Raw genomic sequence first — 11,628 nt, 5'->3', positions numbered from 1 at the left:
CCGGCGGCGGTTGCACCTTGTCAATCGGCGAGTTTCCAGTAAGGCTCTCTGTAGCCCCGCAACGACTCAGAAGAGAGTGACAAACATGACCGAGGCTGTAAAGGTCCGCTTCGAGCCCAAGATGATGATCGACGGCCAGCTCGTCGACGGCCAGGCCGGCACCTTCACCAACATCAACCCCGCGACCGAGGAGCCGCTCGGCGAGGTCGCGGACGCCTCGAAGGAGGACATGCACCGGGCCATCGACGCCGCCCGGCGCGCGTTCGACGAGTCCGACTGGTCGACCAACCGGGAGCTGCGCAAGCGCTGCCTGCTGCAGCTGCACGAGGCGATCGAATCGGAGAAGGAAGAGCTGCGCGAGGAGCTCATCCTGGAGGTCGGCTCGCCGCGAGCCATCACGTTCGGCCCCCAGCTGGACGCCCCGCTCCAGGACGGGCTGAAGTACCCCGCCCGGCTGATCGACGAGTACGCGTGGGAAACCGACCTCGGCGACCGGGTGATCAGCCTCACCGGCACGAACACCTCCGTCAAGGTCTGGCGTGAGCCGGTGGGTGTGGTGGGCGCGATCGTGCCGTGGAATTTCCCGTTCGAGGTCACCATCAACAAACTCGGCCAGGCGCTGGGCACCGGCAACACCGTGGTGCTCAAGCCGGCACCCAACACGCCCTTCAACGCGACCCGGCTGGGCCGGCTGATCGCCGAGAAGACCGACATCCCGGCGGGTGTCGTCAACGTCGTCACGGCGTCGGATCACTTTGTGGGCGAGGAGCTCACGCTGTCGCCGAAGGTCGACCTGATCTCGTTCACCGGCTCCACCGTGGTCGGCCAGCGGATCATGGAAAAGGGTGCGGCCACCATGAAGCGGCTGTTCCTGGAGCTCGGCGGCAAGTCGGCCACCATCGTGTTGGAGGACGCCGACTTCGGGATGGCCTGTGCGATCGGCATCGCGCCGTGCATGCACGCGGGCCAGGGTTGCGCGAACCCCACCCGGATGTTGCTGCCGCGGTCCCGCTACGACGAGGGTGTCGAGATCCTCAAGAGCATCTACGAGAACGTCACGTGCGGTGACCCGCAGGACCCGGGGACCCTGTGCGGCCCGGTGATCTCCGAGGTGCAGCGCAACCGGGTGATGGGCTACATCCGCAAGGGCGTCGAGGAGGGCGCCACCGCCCTGGTCGGCGGGCCGGACGCGCCCACCGGCTTCGACAAGGGATTCTTCGTCCGCCCAACGCTTTTCACCAATGTGGACAACTCCATGACGATCGCCCAGGAGGAGATCTTCGGGCCGGTGCTGTCCGTCATCCCGTTCGACGACGAGGAGGACGCGATCCGGATCGCCAACGACAGCCGCTACGGGTTGGCCGGCAACGTGATGTCGGGTTCGCTGGAGCGCTCGCTGGCGGTGGCCCGCCGGATCCGGGCCGGCTTCATGGGCGTCAACGGCGGAGCGCCCTACGGCGCCGACACCCCGTTCGGCGGTTACAAGTACAGCGGGGTCGGCCGCCAGAACGGCGTCGCCGGGTTCGACCAGTACACCGAGGTGAAGTCGGTGGGGTATCCCGCCGGTTAGGCCGGGCCGCTAGCTGACGCCGTTGACGCTGGCGGAGAACGAGTCGACCGACGCGCCGACGCTGCCGGTCCAGGGCTCGAAGCCGGCCTGAATGCTGGTCAGGTACCACGAGTTGGTCACCGGCTCAAGCGTTTCCGTGTTGTCGATGAAGGCCAGCACGTCCATGTTGTTCCACGACGTGATCGGCGCGGTGGCGACATAGGAGACGACGTTGTTCTGGCCGTTGCCGCCTTCCCACACGACAAAGCTCCGCCCGTCGATCGTGGCGTTGCCGACCACGGAGCCGACCGGCTGGATAGGGCCGACGTGGTTGAACCAGATCATGATCTCCTGCTGGTTGACACCGGTCGTGATGGGTGTGGGATTCAGCCAGATGTCGTAGGAGGCGTCATAGATTCCGCTGCCGGGATACGTGTAATTGATACTGCTCGTGGCCGTTTGGATCTGGGTCAGTTGCAGAGGCAGATTCGTCCCGGGCGAACCGGTGCCGTAATGCCAGCCGTCGTAGATCGACGGGTACCCCAAAGGGGCGCCGTTGGTGGGGGCCGAGCCGTTCTCGGTGGCGATGGAGAACCCGGTGGGGCTGACGCTGATCGATTGTCCGCCCGGGTTGTTCCACGCGTTGTTCTGCACCACGTACGCGTTTTGGATCGTCGTCGTTCCGTACTGGGTGGAGATGACGGTCCCACCGGTCGCGCCGCCGGTGCCTGTGCCTGACCCAGTGCCGCCGGTGCCGCCCGTGCCGGCACCGCCGACGGTCACCGGTTGCCCGTTCACCAACAGATTTGTCGGCGGCGAGTAGGTGCCGGTCTGGCTCGCCTGGAATCCAATGGTGACCGAGCCGCCCGGCGCAATGGTCGCGTCATAACTGACGGGCGTGAGGGTGTATTGCGTCCCCGATTGGGCGACCTGTGCATTCCACGCACTGGTAATGGATTCGTTTGCCGGCAGGGTGAATTGGGCCTGCCAGTTGGCCAGCGGGGCCGCGCTCGAATTCGTGATCGTATAGCCGGCGGTGAAACCGTTGTTCCACTGCGACGTGAGCGCGTACGTCGCCGTCAGCCCGCCCCCGGTGGTGGTCCCCCCGGTGCCGGTGGTGGTTCCCCCGGTGCCGGTCGTGGTTCCGCCCGCACCGGTGCCGGGACCGCCGCCCGTGGCGTTGTCGCCCAAAGGCACATTCAAGAGGCCCAGCACTTCCCGGGCGAGGCTACGCAACGGCGATGCGTTGGCCGACTCGGCCAGCGCGTACAACCCCGTGCTTTGCACCAGCACCTGCAAGAACCAGGTGTGAAACTCCGCGGCTTGGGCGCTCAAGGCTTGAAATTCGTCACCGAACGCGCCGAACAACGCGGCGACGGCCGCGGACACCTCATCGCCGGCCGCCACCGCGACCCCCGTCGTCGCACCGGCCGCCGCCGCGTTCGCGGTGGCTAGGTTCGAGCCGAGGTCCGCGATATCGCTCGCCGCCGCAGCGGATGCATCCGGTGCGAAACTCAGGTACGACACGCGCGATCCTTCGACTGGCTTGCGGCAGTCCGTCATGACGGTCTTATCGTTCGATGCTAAAGGACGCTGAAAACCTTTGGTGCGAAATTTGCGGGCTTGCAACGGATTCGCTTGATTTCTGGCGCCGATTTCGATTGAGGCAGGACGCATTTCAGCGTGATTCGTCAACAATTGCGACCGATTGATATCCGCTGTCCAGCTCGTTGACACCACCCCGCCCCTCGCCCGTCCAACCCCTTGGTTGACAATCGACGGAAGGGACCCAGTCAAAGGAGACACCACCATGCCTGAAGCCGTCATCGTCGAGGCCGTCCGCTCACCGCTCGGGAAGCGCAACGGCGGCCTGGCTGGGGTGCACCCGGCCGACCTGTCCGCGCAGGTCCTCAACGGGCTGGTCGACAAGGCCGGCATCGACCCCGGAATCGTCGACGACGTCATCTGGGGCTGCGTGATGCAGGCCGGTGAGCAGGCCCTCGACATCGGCCGCACCGCGGTGCTGGCCGCTGGTTGGCCCGAGACCGTCACGGGCGTGACCGTCGACCGCCAGTGCGGGTCGAGCCAGCAGTCCATCCACTTCGCCGCGGCCGGCGTGGTGGCCGGGCACTACGACGTGGTCGTCGCCGGCGGCGTCGAGTCGATGTCGCGGACCCCGATGGGATCGTCGCTCGCCAACGGCGGCAACCCGTACCCGCGGGCGTTCAAGGACCGCTACGACCGCACGCCGAACCAGGGCATCGGCGCGGAAATGATCGCCGAGCAGTGGGGCTTCGACCGGCTGGCGCTCGACGAGTTCTCCCTGGGATCGCACGAAAAGGCCGCCGCTGCACAGGATTCCGGCGCGTTCGATGACCAGATTGTCGGCATCACGGTAACGGACGGCTCGGAAAAATCAGTGATCCTCAAGGACGAGGGCATCCGCCGGGGCACCCCGATGGAAAAGATGGCGTCACTGAAGCCCGCGTTCAAGGAGGACGGCGTGATCCACGCCGGCAACTCCTCGCAGATCACCGACGGTTCGGCCGCGCTGCTGTTCATGTCCGCCGAGAAGGCCAAGGAACTGGGGCTCACGCCGATCGCCAAGGTGCACACCGCGGTACTGGCCGGCGCCGACCCGGTGATCATGCTGACCGCGCCCATTCCCGCGACCCAGAAGGCGCTTAAGAAATCCGGGCTCTCCATCGGCGACATCGGCGCTTACGAGGTCAACGAGGCGTTCGCGCCCGTCCCGCTGGCGTGGCTGAAAGACATTGGGGCCGACGAGAAGAAGCTCAACCCCAACGGCGGCGCGATCGCGCTCGGCCACCCGCTCGGCGGCTCGGGGGCGCGGTTGATGACCACGCTGCTCTACCACATGCGGGACAAGGGAATTCGCTACGGCCTGCAGACCATGTGCGAGGGCGGTGGCCAGGCCAACGCCACCATCGTCGAACTCCTGTGAGCCAAACCGAAGACGGCCAGCCGGGGGCCCTCGCCGAGCTCCGCGGCAACGTGCTGGTGATAACCATCAACCGGCCGGAGGCCCGCAACGCGGTCAACGGGGCCGTGAGCGTCGGTGTCGGGGACGCCCTCGAGCGGGCGCAGCACGACCCGGACGTGCGGGCGGTGGTCATCACCGGCGCCGGCGACAAGTCGTTCTGCGCCGGGGCCGACCTCAAGGCGATCTCGCGCCGGGAGAACCTGTATCACCCCGACCACCCCGAGTGGGGCTTCGCCGGCTACGTGCACCACTTCATCGACAAGCCCACGATCGCCGCGGTCAACGGCACCGCGTTCGGCGGTGGCACCGAGCTCGCGTTGGCCAGCGACCTGGTGGTGGCAGACGAGAGGGCCAAATTCGGGTTGCCGGAGGTCAAGCGCGGGCTGATCGCGGCCGCCGGCGGCGTCTTCCGGATCATGGACCAGTTGCCCCGCAAGGTGGCGATGGAGCTGCTGCTGACCGGCGAACCGATCACCGCGGCCGACGCATTGGACTGGGGTCTGATCAACCAGGTGGTCGCCGAGGGCACGGTGTTGCAGGCCGCGCTGGCCCTGGCGGCGCGGGTGACCGCCAACGCGCCGCTGTCCGTGCAGGCCAGCAAGCGCATCGCCTGCGGGGTCGACGACGGTGTCATTGTCGGCGACGAACCCGGTTGGGAGCGCACCATCCGCGAGATGCGAACCCTGATCCGATCCGAGGACGCCAAGGAAGGACCCTTGGCGTTCGCCGAGAAGCGAGAGCCCGTCTGGAAGGCGCGCTAGCTACCGCGCGAGGGTGTTCACCGCGCGTTCGAATACCCCCGGCAGCAGCGTGCATGCCGGCACGATGGCGCGGCGGGCCACGCGGGGCGCGCTGCCCAGCACCAGCGCCCGGGTGAGCAGCCGGTAGTTGCGGGTGACCCGGTGCCAGGCGGCCTCGTAGGACGACGGGGCGTCGTTGGCGACGGCCTCGACCGCCGCGCCCGCCTGCTTGACCGCGAGGCTGATGCCCTCGCCGGTCAGGGCGTCCTCGTAGCCCGCGGCGTCGCCGACCAGCAACACCCGCCCCGCGACGCGGCGGGAGACCACCTGGCGCAGCGGGCCGCAGCCGCGGGCGTGCCCGCGCTCGGCGCCCTCCAGCTGACGGGCCAGCCACGGGAACCAGCCCAGGTCGGGCCGCCCACCGGACAGGATCGCCACGCCGACCAGGTCCGGCTCGACCGGCGTCACGTACGCCTCGCCCCACCGGGACCAGTGCACCTCGACGAACTCCGACCACGCCGGCACCTTGAAGTGCCACCGCACGCCGTGGCGCCGCGGCGTTCCGGCCGTGGCCTTGATCCCGACGGCGCGGCGCACCGGCGAATGCAGCCCGTCGGCGGCCACCAGCCATTTCGCGCGCACCCCCGCGGCCGTCACGCCGTGCGCGTCCTGCTGGAGGCTCGTCACGCGGGCCCGAATCCAATCGGTGTCTTCCTCTTTGGCCCGCGCGGCCAGCGCCGCGTGCAGCGTCGTGCGGCGCACGCCCCTGCCCGGCCCGGTGCGAAACCGCGCCTCCGCCCGGCGTTGTTCGTTCACGTAGGCGATCCCGCGGAAGGGCATGCCGGCCGGGTCGACGCCGAGCGACGTCAGTTCGGCCAACCCCCCGGGCATCAGCCCCTCGCCGCACGCCTTGTCGATCGGGCCCTCGCGTGGCTCGGCCACGATCACCGAAAGCCCAAGACGTCGAGCGTGTAATGCCGTGGCGAGGCCGCCCGGGCCGCCGCCGACGACCAGCAGGTCGGCGTCGTAGTCGGTCATGCGTATCCCGGGGTCGTGTTGTATCCCAATGCCGAGTTCTCCACCCGCAGCCGCACCCGCAGCAACGCCGCGTTGGCGAGCGTGAAGGTGATCGCCGTCAGCCACGCGGTGTGCACCAACGGCAGCGCAAACCCCTCGGCCACCACTGCGACGTAGTTGGGGTGGTGGAACCAGCGGTAGGGGCCCTTGACCACCAGCGGCGCGTAAGGCAACACGATCACCCGGGTATTCCATCGCTTACCGAGAGTCGTGATGCACCACCAGCGCAGTATCTGGCTCAGGGCCGCCACGGCCACCATCGGCCAGCCCAGCCACGGGATGAACGGCCGGTGCAGCGCCCAGGGTTCGATGAGGCAACCAAGCAGCAGCGCGGTGTGCAGCGTCACCATCACCGGATAGTGGTCGTGGCCAAACTCCTTGCCGCCCTGGGCAAAAGCCCATCGCGCGTTCCGTTTCGCCACCACCAGTTCGGCGAGCCGTTCGACGCCTACAGCGAGAATCAGCAAGTAATACATAGCCATATCGCGCCCTACCAGCTCAGCAGGACGAGTTCGGCGGAGAAGCCCGGCCCCATCGCGATCATCAGCCCGATGGAACCTGGCGGCGGTGGGTCGGCCATGGTGGCGTGCAGTATATCAAGGACCGAAACCGACGAGAGGTTTCCGTTGTCGCGCAACGAGTTTCTGGTGCTGTCGAACGCATCCGCCGGTAGGTCCAAGGCTTTTCCGACGGCGTCGATCACCCTCGGTCCCGCGGCGTGCAACAGCCAGGTCGAGACGTCGGTGGTGCTCAACCCGTGGTCGGCGAGGAAATCGCGGATATCGTCGCCGAGGTACTTCTCGACGATGTCCGAGATCTCGACGGACAGGACGATCCGAAACCCGCTGCTGCCGATGTTCCAGCCCAGCACGTCTTCGGTGTCCGGGTAGGTCCGGCTGCGGGTCGCCAGCAGCCTCGGCCCGGCCCCCGATCCGGAAGCCCGGTCGGCGCCCGTGGCGACGACGACCCCGGCCGCATCGCCAAACAGGCTGGACGCCACCAGGTTTGGGATCGAATGATCCTCCCGCTGAACGGTCAGCGAGCACAGTTCGACCGCCAGCAGCACCGCCACCTGATCGGGGTAGGCCCGCAGGTAGTCGTACACCCGCGCCAGGCCGGCCGCGCCCGCCACACAGCCCAGGCCGAACAGCGGGACGCGCTTGACGTCCTGGCGCAACCCGACCCGCGAGGCCAGCCGGGCCTCGAGGGACGGCACCGCGAGCCCGGTGACCGTCGTGGAAAACACCACGTCGACATCCGACGGCTCGACCTTCGCCTGGTCAAGCGCCGCGCGCAGCGCCTGTTCGGCCAGGTCAAGGGCGATTTCGAGGTAGGCGTCGTTCGCCTCGGTGAAGCTGCTCAGCTCGCCGTATCGCGAGACCGGCAGCGCGATGTTCCGGAATTCGACGCCGCTGGTGCGGGCGAACTTCTGAAATTCCGGCCCGGCGAACTCGGTCAGCGCCCCGATGGTCTCATCCTGGCTGTACCGGTTTGGCGGGAACTTGACCGAAACTGCTGCGACTGACGGATCCGCGGCGGCTGTGGTTGTTCTCGACGCTAACCGTGCGGAATTACCCCCGATTATTTCCTCCATGTGGGGGGTTACGTCACCGCCGCCTGGCAGGTTCAATGTGTGGTGCGCCACAGCGCCGGGATGGCAGGTGATCGAGGCCCGCGCCGGCATCGACGCGGCTCTGTGAAAACGAGGGCCGAGGTTCGCCTCGGGCTCCAAAGAGACAGTTGCGCAACGGTTCTACGTTGCCGAGACCCGGTGTTGAAGCCAACGGAACCATTGTTGTAATCCCGGCCTTTTATACCCGAGTCGAATAGCGCGTTATACCCGAGTCGAATAAGGGTGCCGGCATTGGAAATACCGACGCGGGTTTTCGGCCGACAGGCGAGTTTCATTTCGAGACCAACCATTCGGCAGAAAGCGGGATCGCCGCGACTGACCGTCGCGTGCGTGTTCCCGGGCCGGCCCGCATCGTCGGTAGTGTCGGGAGTATGCGGATTCTGGTCACCGGCGCCACCGGTTATGTCGGCTCGCGCCTGGTCACGGCGCTGCTGCCGGGTGGGCATCAGGTCGTGACCGCCACCCGAAACCCGGAGCGTCTCAAGCGTTTAGGGTGGTTCGACGACGTCACGCCGGTCACCCTCGACGCGTCGGACCCGGAGTCGGTGCGGGCGGGTCTGGCCGCCGCCGGCCCGATCGACGTGCTGTATTACCTGGTGCACGCCATCGGTCAGCCCGGCTTCCGTGACGCCGACGAGGCCGCGGCCACCAACGTCGCGGTGGCCGCCCGGGACGCGGGTGTGCCGCGCATCGTCTATCTCGGCGGTTTCGTGCCGGCCGACGAGGCGCTATCGGAGCACCTGACCAGCCGCGCCGAGGTCGCCGAGGCCCTGACGGTCGAGGGCGGCCCGGAATTGGTGTGGCTGGGCGCGGCGATGATCATCGGGGCCGGCTCGACCTCGTTCGAGATGATGCGCTACGTCGGCGACCGATTCCCGCTCATGCCGATACCGAACTGGATGGACAACCCGATCGACCCGATCTCCATCCGCGATGTCCTGCACTATCTCGTCGCCGCGGCGGACCCGGACGCGGTGTCCGCGGGCGCCTACGACATCTCCGGGCCCACCACCACCTCCTACCGGGAGTTGCTCAAGACGTATGCGCGCATCTCCGGCAGGTGGCACGCGGCCGTACCCGTTGGCAGGGTCGACACCGGGCTGGCGTCGCTGGTCACCGGGGTCGCGCTGCCGGTGCCCCCCGGGCTGGCGGCGGACCTGGTCGAGTCGCTGGACCATCCGATGGTCGCGTCGGTCAGCGGCCTGCGCGATCGGGTGCCCGACCCGCCGGGGGGACTGCTCGGGGTCGAAGACGCCATTGCCCTGGCGTTGGCGGACCGGTCCAACCGCCGGCCCAAACCCGTCAACGCGCTGACCGATCCCCATCAGCTGGCCGACAGCGACCCCGCCTGGGCCGGCGGCGACGCCCTGCGCATCCGGCGGGTCGCCCGCGCGATCACGCCGCCCATCGCGCGACCCACGCTGCGGTTGGTCAACCGCGTGCCCGGCCCGCTGGCCGGTGCGCTGCGCACCGGCCTCGACATCCTGTTCGCCCTCAACGCGAAGGTTCGCCCCGCATGAGCCAGTCGACCGCTCCGTACCACGCCAGCGTCGCCGCCGAATTGCGCCGGGCGATCACCAATGTCGCTGTGCCCCATAACGAACCGCCCGGTGTGGTGCGACGCCGGCGCGTCGTCGTCGCGATCACGCTGGCAATCGGCGCCGTGGTGCTCGGATTCTCCCTGCGCCGCCATCCGGGCGAGTCGAGCTTCTACTGGCTGACCCTGGTGCTGGCCGCGGTGTGGATCGCCGGCGGATTGCTCTCGGGCCCATTGCATCTGGGCGGCATCTGCTGGCGCGGGCGTAACCAGCGGCCCGTCATCACCGGCACGACCGTCGGCCTGCTGCTGGGTGGTGTTTTCCTGGCGGGCGGGCTGATCGTCCGGGAGATACCGCCCGTGGCGGACTTGATCACCCGGGTGTTGCTGTTCGCCCATCACGGGTACCTGCCGTTTATCGTGGCGATCACCGTGATCAACGGCATCGCCGAGGAGATCTTCTTTCGCGGCGCGCTTTACACCGCGCTGGGCCGCCGCCGCCCGGTGGTCATCTCGACGCTGCTCTACACCTGCGCCACCCTGGTCAGCGGCAACCCGATGCTGGGGTTCGCCGCGGTCATCCTGGGCACGGTGTGCGCGCTGGAACGCCGGGCCAGCGGCGGGGTGCTGGCGCCGGTGCTGACCCACTTCGTGTGGGGCCTGATCATGGTGCTCGCTCTGCCCCCGCTGTTCGGCGTCTGAGGCGTCCCGACGCATCGCGCGCCAACGCGCGTAACGCGGCAATCCGCAACGGCCGCAACCCGATCCAATACAGCCGTCCCGGTAGGCCGCGCGGCACGAAGATCGCCCGCAGCGTGTAGCGGCTGCCCCCGCCGTCCCCGGGCGCGACGCCGATCTCCAGCCACTCCTGACCCACCGCGCGCGCCCGGGAGCGCAACCGCAGCGCGCCGCCGGGCTCGCGGTGCTCCACGACCCAACCCTTGAACGGCCGGCGCCGGGCGATCCCCTCCTCGATCGCGCGCCAAACCTCGCCGGGCTCGGCGGGGATCTCGGCGGTCCGAACCTCGGAGTGGATGATCTCGCCGGCCCAGTCCGGGTCGCTGGGCAGCGGCTCGGCGGGGTCCGAGCCCAGCGAGGCCCAGGTGGCGTCGGTCAGGCCGCGGGTCCCGCGATCGAGCGCGAGTTCCACGGCGTGCCGGTAGCCGGTCAGGCCGCCCGGCGGTGGCCCGATGATGCCGTCGATGTCCGAATTGCGCATCACCGCATCGCATTCCAGCGATTCGATCAGCGGGCGCGCCAGCCCGGGGGGGATCGGCGTGACGGTACCGATCCAGAGGCTGGCGATCGTCGGCGTCAGAAACGGCAGCACGATCAGGTAGCGCCTGCCCAACCCCGCGACCTCGGCGTAGCCGCGCATCATGTCGCCGTACTCGAGGACGTCGGGTCCGCCGATGTCCCACGTCCGAGACTCCGGCACCGGCGCCGTCGCCGCCGCGACGAGGTAGTGGAGCACGTCGCGGACTGCGATGGGCTGAATCTTGTTGTGCACCCACTTCGGCGTGGTCATCATCGGCAAGCGGTCGGTGAGGTGCCGGATCAGCTCGAACGACGCGGAGCCCGACCCGACGACCACCCCTGCCTGCAGTACCAAAGTCTCGATGCCGGAGTCGATCAGGGCTTCGCCCACGGCCGCACGGGACTCGAGGTGCTCGGACAGCTTGCGGCCCTCGGGATGCAGCCCGCTCAGGTACACCACCCGGCGCACGCCGGCGCGGCGGGCGGCGGTCACCACGTTGCGTGCGGCGCGGTCTTCCTCGGCGGCGAAATTCTTCGACGTGCCCATCGAATGGACCAGGTAGTAGACCACGTCGATGCCGTCGAACGCCGCGGTCAGCGACTCGACGTCGCCGAGATCGCCGCGCGCCACCTCCGCCCGGTCGCGCCACGGCACGCCGGCCAGCTTGCCCGGGTCGCGGGCCAGGGCGCGAACGTGGTGGCCGTCGTCCAGCAGTCGGGGCACCAGCCGGGCCCCGATGTAGCCGGTCGCCCCGGTGACCAGGCAGCGCGCCATCGTCTCTCCGTTCCTCGCCTGTGTATTCGGAACCAACGCGAGGGAGGATTGCCGGT

Annotated in this window: 10 protein-coding genes; 5 read left to right on the top strand and 5 right to left on the bottom strand. The window is 68.5% G+C overall.

Features of this window, described 5'->3' with window-relative positions:
- Positions 1–85: 85 nt before the first annotated feature.
- Entirely contained in the window at positions 86–1,570 is a 1,485-nt protein-coding gene (locus AC5Y5E_RS21255) for an aldehyde dehydrogenase family protein (RefSeq protein WP_499904769.1), read from the top strand.
- Between the two features lie 9 nt (positions 1,571–1,579).
- Here AC5Y5E_RS21255 and AC5Y5E_RS21250 read toward each other — a convergent pair whose 3' ends face one another.
- A complete protein-coding gene (locus AC5Y5E_RS21250; RefSeq protein WP_499904768.1) occupies positions 1,580–3,376 on the bottom strand; it encodes a GH12 family glycosyl hydrolase domain-containing protein in 1,797 nt (598 codons plus the stop codon).
- Here AC5Y5E_RS21250 and AC5Y5E_RS21245 point away from each other — a divergent pair.
- Entirely contained in the window at positions 3,360–4,514 is a 1,155-nt protein-coding gene (locus AC5Y5E_RS21245; RefSeq protein WP_499904766.1) for a thiolase family protein, read from the top strand. The two genes, AC5Y5E_RS21250 and AC5Y5E_RS21245, sit on opposite strands and share 17 nt — an antisense overlap.
- On the top strand, positions 4,511–5,314 hold the full coding sequence (locus AC5Y5E_RS21240) for a crotonase/enoyl-CoA hydratase family protein (RefSeq protein WP_499904765.1): 804 nt from the start codon (positions 4,511–4,513) through the stop codon (positions 5,312–5,314). Before AC5Y5E_RS21245 ends, AC5Y5E_RS21240 begins: the two co-directional genes overlap by 4 nt.
- On the opposite strand, the gene AC5Y5E_RS21235 is transcribed toward AC5Y5E_RS21240, so the two are convergent.
- From AC5Y5E_RS21235 to AC5Y5E_RS21225, 3 genes are read right to left on the bottom strand one after another with little or no spacing between them, the layout of a single operon-like run.
- Complete coding sequence (locus AC5Y5E_RS21235; protein ID WP_499904764.1) at positions 5,315–6,331, bottom strand: NAD(P)/FAD-dependent oxidoreductase; 1,017 nt, start codon at positions 6,329–6,331, stop codon at positions 5,315–5,317.
- Positions 6,328–6,846, bottom strand: coding sequence for an isoprenylcysteine carboxyl methyltransferase family protein (locus AC5Y5E_RS21230; protein ID WP_499905038.1), 519 nt, complete (start codon positions 6,844–6,846; stop codon positions 6,328–6,330). The genes AC5Y5E_RS21235 and AC5Y5E_RS21230 overlap by 4 nt, the downstream gene beginning before the upstream one ends.
- 14 nt (positions 6,847–6,860) lie before the next feature.
- The gene (locus tag AC5Y5E_RS21225) at positions 6,861–8,000 is read right to left on the bottom strand and encodes a type III polyketide synthase (RefSeq protein ID WP_499905037.1); all 1,140 of its coding nucleotides are present in this window, start codon (positions 7,998–8,000) and stop codon (positions 6,861–6,863) included.
- 374 nt (positions 8,001–8,374) lie between these two features.
- Between AC5Y5E_RS21225 and AC5Y5E_RS21220 the strand changes: the two genes are divergently transcribed.
- Both AC5Y5E_RS21220 and AC5Y5E_RS21215 read left to right on the top strand, forming a co-directional pair.
- Entirely contained in the window at positions 8,375–9,523 is a 1,149-nt protein-coding gene (locus tag AC5Y5E_RS21220) for an NAD(P)H-binding protein (protein ID WP_499904762.1), read from the top strand.
- On the top strand, positions 9,520–10,242 hold the full coding sequence (locus AC5Y5E_RS21215) for a CPBP family intramembrane glutamic endopeptidase (RefSeq protein WP_499904761.1): 723 nt from the start codon (positions 9,520–9,522) through the stop codon (positions 10,240–10,242). Before AC5Y5E_RS21220 ends, AC5Y5E_RS21215 begins: the two co-directional genes overlap by 4 nt.
- On the opposite strand, the gene AC5Y5E_RS21210 is transcribed toward AC5Y5E_RS21215, so the two are convergent.
- On the bottom strand, positions 10,205–11,572 hold the full coding sequence (locus AC5Y5E_RS21210; protein ID WP_499904760.1) for a DUF2867 domain-containing protein: 1,368 nt from the start codon (positions 11,570–11,572) through the stop codon (positions 10,205–10,207). The genes AC5Y5E_RS21215 and AC5Y5E_RS21210 overlap by 38 nt on opposite strands.
- Positions 11,573–11,628: the final 56 nt, after the last annotated feature.

It is taken from the genome of Mycobacterium sp. NGS54 (assembly GCF_059812465.1).
This window is presented reverse-complemented; position numbering and strand designations above follow the sequence as displayed.